The organism is Streptomyces sp. 1-11 (genome assembly GCF_007176755.1).
Taxonomy (GTDB): Bacteria; Actinomycetota; Actinomycetes; order Streptomycetales; family Streptomycetaceae; genus Streptomyces.
In genome coordinates this window covers 38,428-56,501 of sequence record NZ_BJTV01000028.1, presented here as the reverse complement: position 1 = coordinate 56,501, position 18,074 = coordinate 38,428, and the positions used below count along the sequence as shown (strand labels likewise).

The window sequence follows — 18,074 nt, the reverse complement described above, 5'->3', positions numbered from 1 at the left end:
GCTGGCCAGCTTCCGCGTGGTCAAGCGTCACCACGACGACGAGTACTAGTCCGCGGCCCGTCGTGTGACTGTGGAGCCCCGGCCCGCCGGAATCGGGCCGGGGTCCCAGTTTGGCCCATGTGCACGGCGGTCACGTCCCGCACAGCCCTGCCGGTGCCGGGGTGTCGGCCACCTGGCATCCGGTGTCCGCGCGGCCGTCCCTCGCCTTCACAGGCAGCTCCACGTGCGGTTTTATGCCTGTCGGTGTGTGTTCTCAGTCCGCCGCTGCCGGCTGTGTGCCCGGCGCTTTTCCGGCCCGCAAACGGGTGAGGAGTGACATGAGCGTCTGCCTGGTGGAGGACGTGAGCGACGGCACCTGCGTCTTGGACAGCCTCGTCGTCACGCTGACCCCGGCGCTGCCCTGGCTGGGGCACCGGGCCCGCTGGGAGACGAACGGCTGCCTCAAAGAGTCCGTCGGCCTGACCCGGGTCACGTGCGACATCAATGAAATTCGGGCCGGTGAAGATGCTGCTCACACCGGCGCTGACCGAGATCGAGCGGGTCGCGCATGTCGGACGCGGCCCTGCACGCGGCGGGGGAGCGACGGCAACGTCGGCACACGAGGGCCGCAGTCCTCCATCTGACCGTCGCGCAGGCGTCCCTTCGCGCCTCCTGGACTGCGCAACCGCGCGTCAAGCCGCCGTCATTGCCCGCACAGCTGATGCTGGTGACACCCGCAGCTGACAGCGGCAACGGTGAACGCGACCGGACGAGTGGGGCCAGCGGTCTGCAGACCGTCATCGGCCTGAAATGCATCCAAGCACTTCACTCGCACGGCCTACATTTCGCCGTTTCAGGCCGGATTCGCGGCTTCACGGTACGGCTTCAGGAGCCGGCCGGTGAACGCGTACAGCGCATCCCCGTCTCGTGTGGACGGCCCTGCTCACGGAACGCGTTGCTGTATGCCCGGTCCCGGAGGCCAGGGCACCGTCGCGCCGCGGTGGCTGCCGGGCCGCGCGGCCCAGGCGCCACGGTGGGCCAGGGCCACGGCCAGGGGCCCCTCGGCGTCGCGCAGGGCGGTCTCGGCCGTGTCGACCAGGGCGGGATCGACGGAGTCCATCAGCCAGCTGTAGACCTCGCGGGCGGTGTCCTTGAGGACCACCCATTACATGTCGGCGGCGCTCGCGCAGGTCTGTGACGGTTTCGGAATCCGGAGGAGCGTGGGCCGGGTCGGCGCGAGCTGCGACAACGCCCTGGCCGAGTCGTTCTGGCAGGGACTCAAGAGAGACGATGCACCGGAGGCTGTTCTCGACGGTGCGGCAGGCGAGGCTGGAGATCTTCCAGTGGCTGACCTACTACAACGCCCGACGGCGCCACAGCGCCCTCAACTACCTTTCGCCGGCCGAGCTCGAATAGCAGCACCGGCGAGGGCAGCGCTGGAGCAACACCAACCGCGAGCCGGCCGCCCCGCGTCCGCCGGACGTGGTCAACCGACGGTTTCCCCGGCAAGCAACCAAACCCGCTGTGGCTGGCCGACCTGACCTACGACCGCACCTGGTCGTGGGTCTTCGTTTTCGTCCTGGGCGCGTACCCGCGCCGGACCGTGGGCTGGGGAAACAGGCTCAGAGGCGCCCCGCACTTGGCCGATCATCGGGTGCGAGCGCCGGTATCAGGCGTAGCGCGTTATCCCGGTTGATGCCGCGGAGCTGATGGTCGGTGATGGCCGGGTCGCTGTCCAGGGCCGGTGCGGCGATGTCGGAGACGATATGGGCGGGCGTGGGCGGCCAGTCGGTGCCGTAGAGGATCCGGGCGGGGTCGACCGTGGAGATGAGCGTGGGCGTCCAGGATGGGGACGTGGGGCCCGCCGTGTCGTAGTAGAAGCGGTGCAGGTAGTCACGTATCCGGGACGGTTCGACCTCGGGGGTGAGGTGGTTGCTGAAGAGCTCCAGTCGAGTGGCCATGTAGGGGAGGAAGCCGCCACCGTGCGGAAGGACGAAGCTGAGGTTGGGGTAGCGGTCCAAAGTTCCGTTGAGGATGAGGTTGATCGCCGCGCGAGTCGTATCCATGAGGAAGTCGCACATGAACGGCGGGAGGCCTGGGACACCCGGCCCGTCGGCGTGGCCACCCCGTACGTCCATCGGGTGCGTGCTGATGACCGCGGAGCGGTCGTTCAGCTCGGCGAGGAGGCGGTCGTGGGAAGGGTCGCCGAGATAGACGCCGCTCGCGCTGGTGCGCGTGCTCACTCCGGCAGCGCCGAGATCATCGAGGCCGTACTTCAGCGACCAGCTCGACAGGTCGAGATCATCGAGGAAGACCGGTGTGAAGAAGGCGAAGCGGGCGGGGTGGCTCGCGGCGACTTCGGCCGCCGCCTCCAGCGCTACCCGTGCACTCTCCTCGCGCTTGCTGCGCTCCTGAATGCGGCCGAGCATGGCCACGGTCATGACGGTGGTGCGGATTCCCGTACGGTCCATGAGGGCGAGTGCAGAGTCGAGGTCCCAGCGGGTCCACCAGGGCAGCCTGTCGCGCCGGACCACGCCCTGTGCCTCGGCCCAGTCGAGCCAGGCGGGTGCAGTGAAGTGGTGGTGGACGTCCACGCGTGAGGTTCGGGCGTCGTCGGCCGGGGCGGATGTCGAGGGGTGGGGAGATATCATTATTGGTTCTCTCTTCGTTCCGGAGCAGCGTTCAGGCGGAGCGCTCAGACGCGCTTGTCCGGCGCGGTGGCCAGTGGCTGCTCCGTGGCGGTCGTCCTCCGCGGGGAGGCGCTCAGACGCGCTTGTCCGGCGCGGTCGCCAGTGGCTGCCCCGTGGCGGTCGTTCGCCGCGGCTCGGCCACGGCGTTCGGCGGAGTCTCTCGGCGAAGCACCGTCATCAGCGTTTCCGTCAACGCCCGTTCCGCATCAAGCACGAGGCTGGGTGACCGCCATGCCACGAACCCGTCCGGGCGGACCAGAACGGCACCGGACTGCGTCGTGCCGTGCGGCACCGCCCAGTCGGCCCCGTTCTCGGGGACCAGGTCGTGGTCCGGACCCACGACGTAGCCTTCCACCGGGACGCCCAGGCGTGCGCTGACACTGCGGGCCGCGGTGCGCCAGGCCTCGCCTTCGGGGCCGGTGAGGACGACGAAGGACCGTTCATAAAGGTCCAGGGTGGAGATCCGCCGGCCGTCCCGAGTGGTCACCCACAGGTGGGGGGCCCGGCTCCCGGGGGCGCCGCCCAGCTGGAACCGGTCGGGCACGATCGCGGCGTCCGGGTCGGTGCCGACGACGGCGCCCGAGGGGTAGCGATAGCACAGGGCCACCGTCAGCGCGTCGGCCGGGTCGTCCTTGCGTTTCTCCGGGGTGTAACCCGGGTGCTGTTCCTCGCCCGCCTGGAACAGGGCGCGGGCGGTCGTCGCGAGGGCGACCGGCCGGCGTTCCGTCTCGTAGGTGTCGAGCAGGCCCGGTCCGGCCCAGCCGCGCAGGACGGCCGCGATCTTCCAGGCGAGGTTGTGCGCGTCCTGGATGCCGGTGTTGGAGCCGAAGGCACCGGTGGGGGGCATCTCGTGCGCCGAGTCACCGGCCAGAAAGACCCGGCCCTCGCCGTAGCTGTCGGCCACGCGGTCCGCCGCGTGCCAGGGGGCCTTGGCGATGACCTCGACGTCGAGGTCGGGGACGCCCGCCGCGGCGCGGATGTGGGCCACGATGCGCGCGTCGGTGAAGGCGTCCAGCCTCTCGCCCCGGTCTGGGGCCCAGGGGGCGTGGAAGACCCACTGCTCGCGGTTGTCCACCGGCAGCAGGGCACCCTCTCCAGCGGGATCGGTGATGTAGCAGACGACGAAGTGTCTGTCGCCGACGACGTCCTGCAGCTTCTTGCTGCGGAACATGATGCTCACGTTGTGGAACAGCGCGCCCGGTCCCGACTGGGTGATATTCAGCCGCTCACGCACCGGACTGCGGGGCCCGTCGGCGGCCACGAGGTATTGGGCGTGGATGATGCGCGTCTCGCCGCTGTCACGGTCCCTTACCTCCGCATGCACCCCTTCGGCGTCCTGAGTGAAGGAGACGAGCTCGGTGCCGAAGCGAATGTCGCCGCCGAGGGCGTGGGCGTGGCGCAGGAGAACGGGCTCGAGGTCGTTCTGGCTGCACAGACACCAGCCGGACGAGGTGATCCGCGACAGGGGCGTGTCCCCGCCGAGGGGCGTATCCGTGTCGATGGCTTTCACGATCCACCGACGGTCGCCGGTGGAGAGCGTGCTTACCTGGAGGACGCCGTCGTTTCCGGTCAGTGCGCTCGCTGCTACGCGGATGTCCTGCTCGACGCCCGCGGTCCGGAACAGCTCCATGGTGCGCAGGTTGTTCCCACGTCCGCGGGGGTGGGTGGACGTCGCGGCGTGACGCTCGACGAGAAGGTGCTCGATGCCGAGGCGGCCGAGAAAGACTGACGTGGACAGGCCCACCAAGGAGCCGCCTACCACCAGAACTGGTACGGATTCCACGGCTCGTCTGCTCATCGGCTGATCCCCTCACATCTGTCGTCCCGAACCGAGGGCCCCGAAACCGTAAGAAACGGTGACTCGGGGCGTTTTCCTTCGGCATCAACTCTTCGCCCGCTTCACCGGACCCCGCATCTCTTGTTGCTCCGACCGTGACGCCGCGTCCCGGCGTCGCTCCGGGCGGGCTAAGGACGTTTGCTGGCGGCCGCCTGCCGGGAACCGTCGAATCCATGACGCGAGCACCCATGCAAACCGAACCCGGATCCGCGGATGCCGCGGCCGCCGCCTCCCGATGCACCCCCGAATTCCGCGCCAACCCGCACCCCGTGTACGCGGAGTTGAGGAAGACCGCCCCGGTGTGCCCGCTGCAGCCGCCCCACGGCGTGGAGACCTACCTGATCACACGCTACGACGATGCGCGGGCGGCGCTGTCCGACCCCCGGCTGAGCAAGGACATGTACGGCGCCCTCGACGCGTACCATCGCATCTTCGGCGACTCCTCCATCGCGCTCGACGACAACATGCTGTTCTCCGACCCGCCCAAGCACACCCGGCTCCGGCGGATCGTGCAGGGCGCCTTCACCCCGCGCCGCGTGGAATCGCTGCGCCCGCGTATCCAGCAGGTCACCGAGGAACTGCTGGAGCGCTGTCCGACTGACGCGTCCGTCGACCTGCTCCCGAACTTCGCGTTCCCGCTGCCGCTCCAGGTCATCTGCGAACTCCTCGGCGTGCCGGAGGACGAACGTGAGCGTGCCCACCAGTGGGCGGTGACCGTGGCGAAGACCGGATTCGGCCCGGAGGCGAAAAAGGCCCTGGAAGAGGCCGAGGGGAAGCTGCGCGACTTCCTGGTCGATCTCGTGGCGCGCAAGCGCAGCACGCCCGGCGACGACCTGATGAGCGCGCTCATTGCGGCCCAGGACCAGGACGGCGCCCTGACGGACCATGAGCTGGTCTCGACGGCGTGGGTGCTGTTCTTTGCGGGTCACAAGACCACCGCGTACCTCATCGGCAACGCCGTGTACCACTTGCTCTCAAAGCCGGACCAGCAGCGCGCGGCCCTCGCGAGCCCCGAGGCCCTGAAGCAGGCCATCGAGGAACTGCTGCGGTACGAGGGGTCGGTGGAGAGCTCCACCTTCCGCCACGCCACCGAGGACATCCTGATGCGCGATGTGGTGATCCCCAAGGGCGCCCTTGTCCAGATCGCCATTACCTCTGCGAACCGCGACCCGCAGGCGTACGCCGAACCTCACCGACTCGACGTCACGCGCGCCGGAAGGCAGCCCCATCTGGCGTTCGGCCACGGCCCCCACTACTGCATCGGGTCACCGCTGGCCCGCCTGGAGACGCACATCGCGCTCACCACGCTGTTCCGCTGGTATCCCGAGATCACGCTGGCCGTACCCCCGCACGAGGTGCCCTGGCTGACCGTGCCCTTCCCGGCGTTCCGCGGACTCGCCGAGCTGCCCGTGGTGCTCGATCCGGAGCGGATCGCCGGCTGAACACATCGTCGGCACAGAGGTGTTGCAGAAGGCCCGTGATCACGCACCCCGAAGCGGGGGCTGGGTCTGTCGGGCCACCCGGCGAGGGCGAGATTGTGCATGCGGGCGATGGCCTGAACCGCGTGGTGGAGGCCGTCGCCGCGCCGGCGGCAGTCGCGGTTCTGCATCCTCGCTGTACAAGCGCGCGCGGCCCTCGCACGGCGGAACTCACGCGAGGTGCCCTTATGGCGGGGGTACGTCCGGTCGCTCGCGCCACCCGCGCCGTGGACCGACCAGGAGCGGGACCGTCGCCGTGCCGCCGCCGAACGAGCCGTGGACGAGGCGTGGACGAGGCACTGCTGACCGTCGACCGGCGGATGGCGGCCGCATCGCAGGACAGCGGCAGGGGGGGGCGACCGTTGTCTGACCAGGAGACACCGCCCGCGCAGACGGCCGTCCAGCTGGTGCCGTCCTTCCCCGCGGCCGACGAGGCACGCAAGTGGCAGCAGATCGACCCCGACCACCTTCAAGTGGCGGCGGGACCTCGTCGAGCGCCAGCTGCGCCTGGAGCGCCTCGACCAGTGGGTGGGGTACGGGTTCCGGCTGCTGGAGACGGAGCTTCACGCCTGACGATCCCGAGCAGGATGAGCGGGTCCGCAGGTGGTGCAAGTCCAAGATTCAGTCGTGTATGGCTGCAGTGGACACGCTGCCCAGTGACACCGTGTTCCTCGACGGAGAGCTGAGCCCTCAGGAGCTGGCCGACGACGTGCTGGCCCGCGTCGGCGCGGTTGCGGGCGCCCAAGCTTGAAGTGAACGAAGTCAGGCGTGTGGTCCATCCGGTCACCGACCCCGGCGGGCAGGGTAACAAGCAGTCCGGGTCGGCTTCACGCAGGACTTTGAGCAGGCCGGGTGCCCGCACCGCGCGCAGGTCGACCACGGTGTGGGTGTAGGCGTGGGCGGTGCCCACCGAGATGCCGAAGCCGGCGGCGATCTGCGCGAGGGTGTCGTGTTTGCGCAGGTACACCAAGGCGACCAGCGCGCGCTGGTGCGGTGGGAGCTTGCAGCGGCGGTCACCCTCACGGGTGACGATGAGCATGGTCATCCACTCGACCGGCGTGTGCGGCAGGTCGAGTGCGGCAGAGTGGGGAACCAACGAGGCTCCTGTGCGGACGGGTTGGGACTTCGAACACCTCCCCCAACGGCACGGGAGCTTTGTGCGTTGCGGTCCCGCCGCCGTGAGGCGAACTGCTTGTCACACACCCTGACACGGCGGCACTTCTGTCACCGGCTGCGGAGGGTGTGTGACAGGCCCAGCAACTCATTGGATCAGGTCGGTGTGCGGATGCTCGGGGGAGGTCGGGCATATGTAGATCTGCATGTTGTCGGTGCTGCCGACTTCGACCTTGGTCGGCTGCGAGGGGTCCTGACCACAGCAATGACCGGTGGTGTTGGCGGCGTAGGCGGCGGCCTGTTCTTCGTGAGGTGCCCAGCTGTGTCCCTCACCGCCGTCCCATTCGTAGGAGGCGATGGTCAGCAGCGGGACCATCTGCACATCACAGACGGTGCAGTATCGGGGGTTGGGATCGGTGCGGCCCCACGGAGGCCAGCCGCCGACCTTCCAGCCGGGCGCGTCTGCCAGATGCACGTCATAGAAGTCCCGCGGACAGTCCGCGTGCTCGGAGCTGTCCACGTCGACGCCAGCCGCCTGCCATCTGCTCCAGTCCTCCACCATCCGCAGCATCTGCGGGCTCAGATCGAGGCTGTTGGGGTACTCGGTGATCGCTTCCGGTGCGAGCACGCACGGCTCCAGCAGATATCCGTCATCGTTCACCTCGTACGGTTCGGGCGGTGTGGCGAGGATGTCGACGACCTCGGCGGCGGACCGCCAGAACATTGCGGTCGAGGGTTTGTGATGCGGATCGTGGTCGTAGGGGCACCAGAGGACCTGGAGCAGATCGGCCTGTCCGGGCGGCCGCAGCAGGGGTATGTCGCGCAGATACAGCTGGGACACGGGCAGCATGGGGACCGGGCAGTCCGCGGGCGGGGGGCCGACGGCAACTCGCTCCGCGAGCATCGCGGCGTTCCGCTCCTTGACCGCCGCCTCCTCGGGCGTTGTCCCCTGGCCATTGTGATCACGGTGCCACCGGGCCTGCATGCGTCTCTTGAGCCGCACGTCGGCCGGCGGCTGGCGGAACCCGCTGTCCACGTGCAGGTGCGAGGCTTCACAGTGCGGCCACGGCTCCTCAGCCGGCCACAGCAACGGCCCCCCGACCGAGCTCTCCCCGGCCGAAGGCGACCCGGGACGAGGGTGCAGCCGAATCGCAGGACGCGCCAACGGCGCCAGCTCGGGAAAGACCGCGGTCACGTCCACGGGCCGCGGCGGAGTAGTACGTACGAAAACCATGCCGGTGATCCTGTCACCAGCCACTGACAACCCCTGGCCGCCTCAACCAGCGTCGGCGACAACGGTGTTCAGCTGGTCAAGTCAAACGCATGCAGCCCCGCGGGCATCCGGGCCGTCCGGAGCCGCTCGGCGAGATCACCGCGCGAGTCACCGACTGCAACCCGCAATCGCTCGAATGCCTGGCGCACCACGAGGGGCGGGAGTGCCAGTCAGAGACGGGCGGGAAGTCTCCGTAGATGTTCACCGCCGCGGCCGGGTAGGCGGCCGAAGGCCCCTGGTTGCCTCTCACCTGCCGGTCACAGACAAGCCGACCTCGGCAGAGAGTCTCAGCACAAGGCCAGGAAGGAGCGCGTCGTCGAGACCGCTGCGCGGTATGGGCTCGACTCCGAGGCCGAGGTTCCCTTGACATCCTCGCCCACCTTTAGGTCAGGGCTTCGGCGTAGTCGGCGGGCGTCCGTTTCATGATCACTTGAGATGAAGAGAGGGAGAGCGGGCGCTTCAGCAGACGACGCTTGTGCATGGGCTGAGCGACTGGGTTGGGCGTTCGGGCTTATAGCGGAGGATCCGGCTGCGAGAGGTGCAGCACTCGTCCATCTGGCGGAGGCCCAGAGGAAGGTCACGGACGCGCTCGCCCGGTCCAACGAGATGTGGCTGCCGACGCGGCACCTGGGAACGGACGAGCAGTACTGGGAGCCGGCCTTTCTGCAGGCGCGCCGGAGGCATCAGCAGGCCCATAGGCGTTCGCTGCCTGATGGGGTGTGGGGTGGTCCTGTGGACGGGGATCTGGCGACGTGGCCGGGGCTGCCCTATGTGTTGCTCTTCCTGGAGTGGGAGGCGAGGTACCCGCTGGAGGGGACGCAGCATGCGAAGGCGTGGGGTACGAAGCAGAGCCTGATCCGGAAAATGGCCCGTGCTCGCCAGGGCGAGGCGATCAAGACGAAGCTCACCGACCTGGTCGAGATCGTCGTCCACCGGGCGTATCGCTGCAAGGACCGCGAGTACGTGCGGGTTGCCCGGGCCGTCGACAGCGCTGATCTACGGGGCAGGCTCGATCGGGCAGCCGATTCGGACAGCCCGTGGGCCCGGTGCCATGCCGACTATGTGCTCTGGCTCCTTGACCGCCCTGACCTGCCGAACACCCGCCGTGTCTGGCAGATTTGGGTGGCAAGCGAGGCTCTCCCTCGCGATGACCGGCTATGAACAGGTCCGCTCCGTCGTGGCCGCCCTCGCCGACGACCTGGAGTCCGCCAACCGCGTCGAACTCACCCCTCCCGGAAACCGGAGTATGCGGCGGAGCGGGCCTCTTCGACGCCCCCGAGGCAGACCAGACCGGCGGGCGGCTGCTGCGGCTCGTGACCCGCCCTCACTTCTCGATCGCACGCGATGGCTGGTCATGGTTCGTCGAGTTCGTGTCGGAAACCGGACCGCTGCCGTAGGCGGCGAAGGCACGCGCTTGTTCCGCCTTGCGGATGCGTCCCAGTTCGATGGGGCGCGAGGAGTGGGGGCGGCCCAGACGCTTTAAAATCTCGGCGAAATACGGGACCGGCGTGTTCTCGGTGGATATGACAAGCGACGACAGCAGTACGCCGTTGGAACCGGCAGGGCGGTCCACTGCCACCAGGATCGCGGTTCGCGCTTTCTCGGACAGATCATTGGGGGCGAGGCCGGCCGCAGCCGCCAGCGTGCGCCAGCTGACGCTGACGTGGCGGCGGGCAGCAGAGATCAACGTCTTCCGCACAGCCTGGATGACGGTCTCGAGACTGGTCCCTGGCCTAATCCAGATTTCCCCAGCACGAGTTCCCGGTTTGCCGAAGAGGGCGTAGGCGCGCTCGCGTTCGGTGGTCCACGCGACCGCGACCGTGCGGCACATGGGACTAGGTGCCCAGCCGAGCTCGTCCAGTACCTTCTCGAAGAACGGAGCGGGTCCGTCTTTCTGGCCTTCCTGCTTCACCAATGACGACAACACGGGACGATCCGAACCGTACGGCGTGTCCATGGCCGCGAGAAGTCGTATCCGATCGCGGGGTGAGATCGCGGAAGCGGAGACGCCCGCGTGCCTAAGCAGAGTCGACCACTTCATGACGCTCCGGCTACGAGCGACGCGTTCCAGGTGCCTACGGAATCGTTCGACCAGTTCCTCGTCGCTGATCGGAAGGCCCATCGTCGCGGGCGGGACCGGAGTGAGAGGGGTGTCGTCCCACTGGGCGGCGTGTGCGGCTTCCCGCAGGCGCTCCCAGGTGCTTTTGATCAACCGGTCATCTCTTAGGTCGACTTCCCGACCGAGGCCAGTGAGGACTTCGGTGAAGAAAGGGGGCAACCCAGGTTGCTGACCGGCCAACTTGACCATGGAGGAGAGCACCGGCTTGTCAGGTGCGCTGGGGCTGTCGACGGCAACGAGGATTCGGACGCGGTCTTCCGGAGTGAAGTCGTCGGGCGTGAGTCCCGTGTAACCGATCAGTGTTTCCCAGTTGATGAGGCCCTTTGAACGCGCAATCTGGGAGAGCCGAGCCCGGAGTTGCGCGACCAGCGAAGCCTCGTCAATGGCCGGCTTGTCGGCTTGTGCTTCCCGGCGGGGCGGGGTGACCGGGTCGGGTTTTGGGGGCTCGGGGGTGGGTCGCAGATCCGGCCAGCGTGGGTCGGTCCGTGCGGGGAGCGGGGTGAAACCGGGCGCTTCGATGAGCCAGCTGGGCTCGGCGGAGTCGGTCAGGGGGAGGAGATGGGCCGTGCTTTCGATGACGTTGAGCCGATGAGGGGAGGGCGGCACGATGTGTGCCGGCAGCGCGATGCGCATGCGGGTCATGGCCGACCCGACGGGCTGCACGTCGGCGTCGTAGAGGCGGCGCGCTGTGACGTCCTGTTCCTCGGCCGATATGGCTGCGGTGAAGGCGAGTTGGCCCGGGACGAGGGGGAACGCGAGTAGGGCCGTTGCGTCCGTACCCGTGTCCGCGTCTGCGGTCGTGGACGGTTCCTCGGTGAGGTGGGGGGTGATGATCCCCTCGTTCGTCAGGTGGCACTCGTCCAGCGTGGTCAGCTCGACGCTGTGGTCAGGGCGCTGCGTGCCCACGAACACTCGGCGTGTATCACTCTCGGTACGGCAGGTGAAGCGGATGGCATGTCCCGCGGCCTTCGATTCGTTGTGCGCGATGCCGCTGTTGGGCCCGTAGGCCCACTGGACGCGCACATTGCCCTTGGCGAATTGGGCGCGCGTCGCCTCCCACTGCGTGAGTGGCATGCGGTCCATCTGCACCCGGATGAGTCTTGCTCCGAGACCGAAGCGGACCTCGACGGCTCCGCCCGGCCCCGAACCGAGGTCCGGGTACGACACCCTGATCTTGTGATGCCCCTGCCGGCGAAGCCAGCGCTGGAGTGCCTGACCGATGTAGAGGTGGTCGGCGCTGTCCTCGCCAGTTTGTGTGCGGCGGCAGTGAACGGGCGGCCGGTGCGCGAAGTGGCATTTCTTTTGCAGGTACCGCTTGGCGGAGAGCTTCTTGCCGCAGCCGCCGAGGAGGGTGCCGCAGTAGAAGTCGTCCCGGCTTCGGCCGAGCATGAACCGGTCGAAGTCGTCGTGGTCGAATGGCAGGAACACCGGCCAGTCCGATCCGGGCTGGCCGATGACCGCCGTCTGTACCTTGCGGGTGTCTTCCTCGTGAGGGGGCATGGTCTCTCCGGGCGCTCAGGCGGGGTGTCTGGGCCGGTGGCCCGGGGGCGGGGTAAGCGTGGAGGTGTGGTTCTCAGCGTCCACGAGGGGGTTCTTCAGGGTGAGGCCGGCGGCGGCCATGCGGTCGTATTCGGCGAGGTTCAGTTCGTCCATAGCGACTTGGCGAGGAGGAGTTGGGGAGTACGGCGCTCGCGGCGGCAGAGAGGTGAGGGCGCCTGGGTACGCCGACTGCAGTCGTTCCGTGTCTCGTGACCGTCAGCCGCCCGTGAGTAGACGCTCGCGCTCGGCTGCCACGATCTCCCGTGCCAGCTCAGCGTCCGTGATGTCGAACGCTTCCGGGGCGCTGTCGGCGGTTTCGGAGACGCGGGCGAACTCCGCGAAGAGTTGGTTTTTGCGTGCCAGGATCTCGATGATGCGTTGGTCGACGCCTTCCTCGGAGAGTAGGCGGTGTACTTGTACCGACTCCAGCTGCCCCATCCTGTGGGCCCGGCCGATGGCTTGCCATTCGGTCGTCGGCTTGAGCTGGGGCTCGCAGATCACGACGACGGATGCCGACTGAATGTTCAGGCCGACGCCTCCTGCCACGATCTGTGCGATGAGGACTGCACCGTGGCGGGCCTGGGAGAACTCGTCGACCATGCTTTGTCGCTTGGCGGCGGGAACGGCGCCGGTAAGGGGCCCGAACACCTTCCCCGGAAGGACCGACGCCACTTCATCGAGGATGTCACGGAAGTACGAGAAGACCAGCACCTTGCGCTCGTTGTCCTCTGCCTCTTGGACGATGTCGATGAGGCGCTGCATCTTCTCGGACTTGGTACCGGCGCGTAGCGCGGCTTGGCGCATGGCCATGAAGTTCCCCTCGACGACAGCCGCTCGGTAGTGCTGCTCGTCGGCGCTGGACATCGGCATCCACTCGTCGATGTCGAGTCGTTCCGGGAGCTCGGTGAGGACGTCTTCCTGGTTGCGTCGCAGGTAGGCCGGTGCCACCTGCTTGCGGAACTGGCGAGGAGCGATCTCCGAGGCACTGATCGACAGGTCTGGTCGGAGGTAGCCGACGAGGTTGTGGAATTCCTGGATCCGATTCTCCAGCGGTGTGCCGGTGAGGAGGACCGCTCGATCCGAACGTTGGATCAGGGCCGTGGAGCGGCGGGTTCGCTGAGCGTGCGGATTTTTGATGTAGTGCGCTTCGTCGAAGACCAGGCATGCGGGTTCGGCGTGTTCGGGAAGCCGCCCTTCCAGCCAGCCGAGGATGTCGTAGGTGGTGACTGCGACTCCACCGTTGCGGATCCAGGACTTCAGGGCGTCATCGCGACTGGGCCCGTGCAGGCGGTACGCGCGCAGATCGGACTTGGCCTGGATTTCGCGCACCCAGTTGGTCACGACGGAGGCTGGGCATACGACCAGGAAGTGGGAGGAGCCCTTGGCACGCAAGTGGGCGAGCACGGCGAGTGATTCGACCGTCTTTCCCAGGCCCATCTCGTCGCCGATGATGACCTTCCGTTGCACGATCGCGAAGCGGGCACCGAATGACTGGTATCCGCGCAGGGACGCCTTCAGGTGGCTGGTGTCGAGCTTGAGTTCCCTGACGGCCTTGACGATCTCGGCCGGCAGGTCGCCTTGGCTCTTCTCGGCGTCGTCGGCCAGGAATCCGAGTTCTGCGAGCATCGCGTAGTAGTCGGCCGGTCGGGAGCTGAAATCCTCCCAAGGGTCACCGGCTGCGACGTCGTTCCCACCGTTGAGCAGTGCTCCGCGGCGCTCGACGGCCGCCAGTGCGTTTCGCAGTTCGGCGACGGTCCGGGTCTGGGGGAGGAGAACTACGTGGGAGGTCTTGGGATCGAGACTCTGGATGAGTGGTCGTACCGCGTCGGCGGCGGCGAGGTCTGCCGTCGCGCTGCGGATCGCGCGTGCCGCGTCCCAGGCCCGCATTGTGGTGAGGAGCTTGGTGGTGGTGTGGGATCGGTTCTTGATGTCGATTCGGACTGGCATCTCGTCCAGCGTGGTCTGCCAGATGGTCTGCGCGGCGCCGACCATCCGGTTGCCCGTCGTCTGACCGACTCCGGGGAGCGATCGGATCCGTGACTTCTGGTCGAGGACCTGTTGCACGTTGCTGATTCCAGCGGTGGTCAGTGCCGTGATGCGCAGTTGGCCGCCGGTTGCGTCCTTCAGCCGCTCGACGGGAATTTCGGCGACCAGCTTGCGTACTTCGGACTGTCGGACGGCGTTGCCGGCGGCGTGGACTGCTGTTCTGAATTCGTTCTCGCGCTGCAGGGCCCGATCGATCGCGCTGATCGAGGTCTTGGCGGCGTTCAGCTGCTGCCGCGCGACGAGCTCGGCTCGGGCGCCGAAGCGGTGGGCGAAGCCGACCGTGTCATCGAGGATGGCCGGGAGCCCGATGGTGGGGACGCTTTTTCGGTCCCGGGCTGCCAGATTTTCCAGCTCGGTGACGAGCCGGGTGTTCGCAGCCCGCTCGTGCAGGGATATGAGGTAGGCCGCAGCCTGCCCTGCTTCGTCCTTGCGGCTCTTGCCCGAGAAGATCCGGCGGGCGCCGAACAGTGTCCGGACGGCCGTCAGCGCTGGACCGACGTCGTTGGTCAACTGGTGGAGGCTCTGCCGGGCGTTCGCGGTCAGTGCCGGAAGAGCCTGACGGGCGGCCAGGGCGGTCACCAGGCCGACATCGGAGGGCGAGAGCTGGAGTACGCGCCATGCGGTGGTCCCGGTCCCGAGAGGTTTGACTCGGCCGAGGAACTGCCTGGTGGCGTCTTCCGCCGCCGCCTCGACTAGCTCACGCTTCTTGACGATGCCGGCGGCGAGCCTGTGCCACCCGCTGACTTCCTCCACCACACCGCGCAGGTGCTGACGTTCTTCTCGCTCCATTGCCCCCGCCGACTTGTGTGACTTCTGCGAAGATTAGCGAACCCGGTTGACAAAGTCGACGGGACCGGAAGCCGCCGGAGCGTCTGAGTGGCGTTCGCAGGTGGCCGACCAGGAGGTTCTGTACGTGTTGCTCGAGGAGCTCAAGCCGGGTCTGCGGATCGACGGACTCATGCCGGCGGAGGTCGTCACTCTCATCGCCGCGCAGTGGCACGGTGCGAACGCGGTCGAGCTGACCTACAAGACCGCCGCGGGCGGCCTCGACCAGCGGGTCGTCTTCCGAAAGGACGAGGACAAGCTGAGCGTCGCCCACAGCGGTAGCCGTGCCTTCGACGCGAACGCGGATGACTTCAAGTTGGTCGCCGAGGCTCAGCGGATCACACTGGCCGGTCTGTTCGACCCGATGCTCGCCGTGGCGACCAGTGACGTTCAGCCGCTCCCGCACCAGATCCGTGCCGTGTACGGCGAGCTCATCCCCCGTACACCGCTGCGCTTCCTGCTCGCCGACGATCCGGGCGCAGGGAAGACAATCATGGCTGGGCTCTACATCAAGGAGCTCCTGCTGCGCGATGACGTCAAGCGGTGCCTCATCGTGGCTCCGGGAGGCCTGGTCGATCAGTGGCAGGACGAGCTCTTCTTCAAGTTCGGTCTCCGCTTCGACCTGCTCACGAACCAGCTCGTCGACTCCCGGCTCAATCTCAACGTCTTCGAGACGACTCCGTTTCTGATCGCCCGCATGGACCAGCTCTCTCGTAACGAGCACCTGAAGGCGCAGCTCCAGGAGACGGAGTGGGACCTGATCGTCGTCGACGAGGCGCACCGGATGGGTGCCCACTATTTCGGTGGCAAGGTGGAGAAGACCAAACGGTTCCAGCTCGGCGAGATACTCGGCGAGCTCACTCGCCATCTGCTCCTGATGACAGCGACCCCGCACTCGGGAAAGGAGGAGGACTTCCAGCTCTTCCTCACCCTGCTGGACCGGGACCGGTTCGAGGGCAGGCAGAAGAGAAGCGTCGACGTCAGCGGGATCATGCGGCGCATGATCAAGGAAGACCTGCTCACCTTCGAGGGCAGGAAGCTCTTCCCCGAGCGCATCGCGGAGACCGTTCCCTACACACTCACGGCACTTGAGTACGACCTTTACGAGGACGTCACCCACTATGTCCGCGAGGGGATGAACCGTGCCGACCGCATCGGTGGCAAACGCAAGAACACGGTCGGCTTCGCGCTCACCGTTCTGCAGCGCCGCCTGGCCTCCAGCCCCGAGGCGATCTACAAGAGCCTCGTGCGGCGTACCGAGCGCCTGGAGCGCAAGAAGCAGGAGATCCTCAACGGCTCCTGGGGCGAGAGCATGCCCATCATCGACCTCGCCGACTTCAACAATGACGACTTCAATGCCGAAGAGATCGAGGAGGCCGAGGAGGAACTGCTCGATGCTGCGACGACGGCGCAGACGGTCGAGGAACTCAACGCCGAACTCACCGAGCTGAGGACGTTGGTGAAGACGGCGCAGCGGGTCCGAGAGGCAGGTACGGACCGCAAGTGGACCGAGCTGTCCGCCCTCCTCGGGGATCACGCACTGGTGACAGACGCCGATGGCCGGCCTCGAAAATTGATCATTTTCACCGAGCATCGCGACACCCTCCACTATCTGCAGGGCAAGATCGGTTCGCTCCTGGGCAAGCCTCATGCTGTCAAGGCCATTCACGGCGGCGTCCGCCGGGCCGAACGGCGCCAGATCACCGAGGAGTTCACCAAGAACCCTGATGTTCAGATCCTGCTGGCCACCGACGCCGCCGGCGAAGGACTGAATCTGCAGGCCGCACACCTGATGGTCAACTACGACCTGCCCTGGAATCCCAACCGCATCGAGCAGCGCTTCGGCCGCATCCACCGCATCGGCCAGGAGGAGGTCTGCCGGCTCTGGAACCTCGTCGCCTCCAACACCCGCGAGGGCGAGGTCTTCACGCGTCTGCTGGAGAAGCTTGACCAGATGCGCGAGACGTACGGCGGGAAGGTCTTCGACGTTCTCGGGGAGGCGTTCGCCGAGATCCCACTGCGAGATCTCCTGCTCGATGCCATCCAGTACGGAGAGCAGTCAGATGTCAGGGACAGGATGTACGACGTCATCGACAACACCGTCGGAGACGGCCTCAAAGCCCTCCTGGACGAGCGTGCGCTCGCTTCAGAGCACCTCTCGGATGCCGATCTTCGCGCCCTGCGCGCGACGATGGACGAAGCCCGCGCCCGACGTCTTCAGCCGCACTACATCGAATCGACCTTCAAGGACGCCTTCACCCGGCTCGGTGGCCGGATCGTCAAGCGCGAACCGGGGCGATACGAGATAGCCAGCGTGCCCCAGCACGTCCGTTCCGCAGGCAACGGACCAATTGCCACCAAGTACGACCGCGTCACCTTCGACCTCAGCCACGTCCACCCCGACGACCGCGCCCACGCCGACCTGCTCGCCCCCGGCCACCCACTGCACGACGCCGTCATGCAGGAAACCATCCGGAACTTCGGGGCCACCCTCAACCAAGGCACCGTCCTCATCTCGCCCACCGTCGAAGAACCACACCTCCTCGTCGGGGTCGTCGAAGAGGTCACGGACGCCACCGGCGAGTCGGTGGCCCGACGATTCTCCTACGCCTACGTCGACCGCCACGGCACCGTGCACCCGGCGGGCCCCGCGCCCTACCTCGACTGCGCCGCGGCGACTGAGGGCGCGGCGACCGACGTCGCATGCGGACTTTCCTGGCTCGCAGACGCCGAAGACAAGGCAACCAGCTGGATCATCGCCAACCGGCTTCCCGAGTATCTGGCCGAGGTCCAGCCGCGTCGCCTGGCAGAGTTGACCAAGACCCGGGAACTGGTGACCAAGCGCCTGACCTCCGAGCGTGAGCGGCTGCTCCTCGACGCTGCGGTGGCCTCGGAGAAGGAACGGAGGGGCGAGAAGCCCAAGGAGTCCTCCGAGAGCCTCCACCGCAAGGCTGTCGAGCTCGACGTACGGCTTCGAAAGCGTCTCGGGCTGCTCGACCAGCAGCAGCTGATGTCGACGAAGCCGCCACAGATCCTCACCGCGGCGCTGGTACTGGGCTCTTCCGATCTACCCTCCTGCGGGTGAGATCGCTCTCGCGTGATCACGAGGAGGGCGCGAAGCGCGGCGGTAACGCAGTTGGCGCCGTCCGCAACCAGGTCACGGGCTGTCCCAGGC

General features: G+C 67.3%; 11 protein-coding genes and 4 pseudogenes. 6 read left to right on the top strand and 9 right to left on the bottom strand.

The features are described 5' to 3' along the window. Nucleotides 1–317: 317 nt before the first annotated feature. Nucleotides 318–623, top strand: a complete 306-nt coding sequence (locus tag TNCT1_RS34615; protein ID WP_143640122.1) for a hypothetical protein — start codon at nt 318–320, stop codon at nt 621–623. Nucleotides 624–1,024: 401 nt separating this feature from the next. On the opposite strand, the pseudogene TNCT1_RS37060 reads toward TNCT1_RS34615, so the two are convergent. Then, nucleotides 1,025–1,141, bottom strand: a pseudogene (locus TNCT1_RS37060) (cation diffusion facilitator family transporter); the annotation flags it as partial. 32 nt (nt 1,142–1,173) lie between these two features. Between TNCT1_RS37060 and TNCT1_RS36560 the strand changes: the two are divergent. Then, nucleotides 1,174–1,395, top strand: coding sequence for an integrase core domain-containing protein (locus TNCT1_RS36560; protein WP_373920528.1), 222 nt, complete (start codon nt 1,174–1,176; stop codon nt 1,393–1,395). 206 nt (nt 1,396–1,601) lie between these two features. Here TNCT1_RS36560 and TNCT1_RS34600 read toward each other — a convergent pair whose 3' ends face one another. Then, the gene (locus TNCT1_RS34600) at nt 1,602–2,573 is read right to left on the bottom strand and encodes an amidohydrolase family protein (protein ID WP_235903054.1); all 972 of its coding nucleotides are present in this window, start codon (nt 2,571–2,573) and stop codon (nt 1,602–1,604) included. A gap of 169 nt (nt 2,574–2,742) precedes the next feature. After that, nucleotides 2,743–4,467 (bottom strand): FAD-dependent monooxygenase, encoded by a 1,725-nt coding sequence (locus TNCT1_RS34595; RefSeq protein ID WP_143640114.1) that lies wholly within the window; start codon nt 4,465–4,467, stop codon nt 2,743–2,745. A gap of 227 nt (nt 4,468–4,694) precedes the next feature. Between TNCT1_RS34595 and TNCT1_RS34590 the strand changes: the two genes are divergently transcribed. Next, complete coding sequence (locus TNCT1_RS34590) at nt 4,695–5,948, top strand: cytochrome P450 (protein ID WP_143640145.1); 1,254 nt, start codon at nt 4,695–4,697, stop codon at nt 5,946–5,948. A 77-nt stretch (nt 5,949–6,025) separates the two neighbouring features. Here the strand turns inward: TNCT1_RS34590 and TNCT1_RS37055 are convergent. From TNCT1_RS37055 to TNCT1_RS34570, 3 genes and pseudogenes are all read right to left on the bottom strand, one after another. Further along, nucleotides 6,026–6,163 (bottom strand): annotated as a pseudogene (locus tag TNCT1_RS37055) (IS5/IS1182 family transposase); the annotation flags it as partial. A 626-nt stretch (nt 6,164–6,789) separates the two neighbouring features. Next, nucleotides 6,790–7,080 (bottom strand): annotated as a pseudogene (locus TNCT1_RS34575) (transposase family protein); the annotation flags it as partial. 165 nt (nt 7,081–7,245) lie between these two features. Then, nucleotides 7,246–8,331, bottom strand: a complete 1,086-nt coding sequence (locus tag TNCT1_RS34570) for a hypothetical protein (RefSeq protein WP_143640112.1) — start codon at nt 8,329–8,331, stop codon at nt 7,246–7,248. Between the two features lie 771 nt (nt 8,332–9,102). On the opposite strand from TNCT1_RS34570, the gene TNCT1_RS36555 reads away from it, so the two are divergent. Further along, complete coding sequence (locus tag TNCT1_RS36555; RefSeq protein WP_235903055.1) at nt 9,103–9,531, top strand: hypothetical protein; 429 nt, start codon at nt 9,103–9,105, stop codon at nt 9,529–9,531. Then, nucleotides 9,512–9,687, top strand: a pseudogene (locus TNCT1_RS36550) (flavoprotein); the annotation flags it as partial. The gene TNCT1_RS36555 and the pseudogene TNCT1_RS36550, both read left to right, overlap by 20 nt. A gap of 7 nt (nt 9,688–9,694) precedes the next feature. On the opposite strand, the gene TNCT1_RS34550 reads toward TNCT1_RS36550, so the two are convergent. The 3 genes from TNCT1_RS34550 to TNCT1_RS34545 form a co-directional block, all read right to left on the bottom strand. After that, on the bottom strand, nt 9,695–11,989 hold the full coding sequence (locus TNCT1_RS34550; protein WP_143640110.1) for a competence protein CoiA family protein: 2,295 nt from the start codon (nt 11,987–11,989) through the stop codon (nt 9,695–9,697). Nucleotides 11,990–12,004: 15 nt separating this feature from the next. Next, nucleotides 12,005–12,142 (bottom strand): hypothetical protein, encoded by a 138-nt coding sequence (locus TNCT1_RS35945; protein ID WP_174266552.1) that lies wholly within the window; start codon nt 12,140–12,142, stop codon nt 12,005–12,007. Between the two features lie 102 nt (nt 12,143–12,244). Beyond that, the gene (locus tag TNCT1_RS34545; protein ID WP_235903053.1) at nt 12,245–14,863 is read right to left on the bottom strand and encodes a DEAD/DEAH box helicase; all 2,619 of its coding nucleotides are present in this window, start codon (nt 14,861–14,863) and stop codon (nt 12,245–12,247) included. A gap of 100 nt (nt 14,864–14,963) precedes the next feature. Here TNCT1_RS34545 and TNCT1_RS34540 point away from each other — a divergent pair, with 100 nt between their 5' ends. Continuing rightward, nucleotides 14,964–17,984, top strand: coding sequence for a DEAD/DEAH box helicase (locus TNCT1_RS34540; RefSeq protein ID WP_235903052.1), 3,021 nt, complete (start codon nt 14,964–14,966; stop codon nt 17,982–17,984). Nucleotides 17,985–18,074 lie beyond the last annotated feature (90 nt).